The 260-nt window shown below is 37.7% G+C and carries 1 protein-coding gene; it reads right to left on the bottom strand.

What is annotated here, in order from left to right:
• A partial coding sequence (rplM, locus tag ACTFO6_RS19040; protein WP_439935905.1) for a 50S ribosomal protein L13 occupies positions 1–238 on the bottom strand: 238 nt, incomplete at its 3' end.
• Positions 239–260: the final 22 nt, after the last annotated feature.

The following is a 260-nucleotide window of genomic DNA, read 5'->3' as shown; positions in this document are numbered from 1 at the left end:
CTGTATGTCTGTAATAGATTTTGTCCTGTTCTTTGTTACCAGTCAATTCAATTTTACCTGCATTAAGAATAATTACATAATCACCAGTATCAACATGTGGTGTGTAAGTTGCTTTATATTTACCGCGCAGGATTGATGCAACTTCTGAAGACAGACGGCCGAGAGTCTCTCCTTCAGCATCAATAACATACCATTTGCGTTCAATGTTTGCTTCATTTGCCATAAATGTCTGACGCATTATTTTTCCTCCTGATTCACAC

This window comes from Pelomicrobium sp. G1, from assembly GCF_051905455.1.
GTDB lineage: Bacteria > Pseudomonadota > Gammaproteobacteria > Burkholderiales > UBA6910 > Pelomicrobium.
The sequence above is the reverse complement of the archived record's forward strand: the minus strand, read 5'-3'. Positions and strand labels throughout refer to the sequence as shown.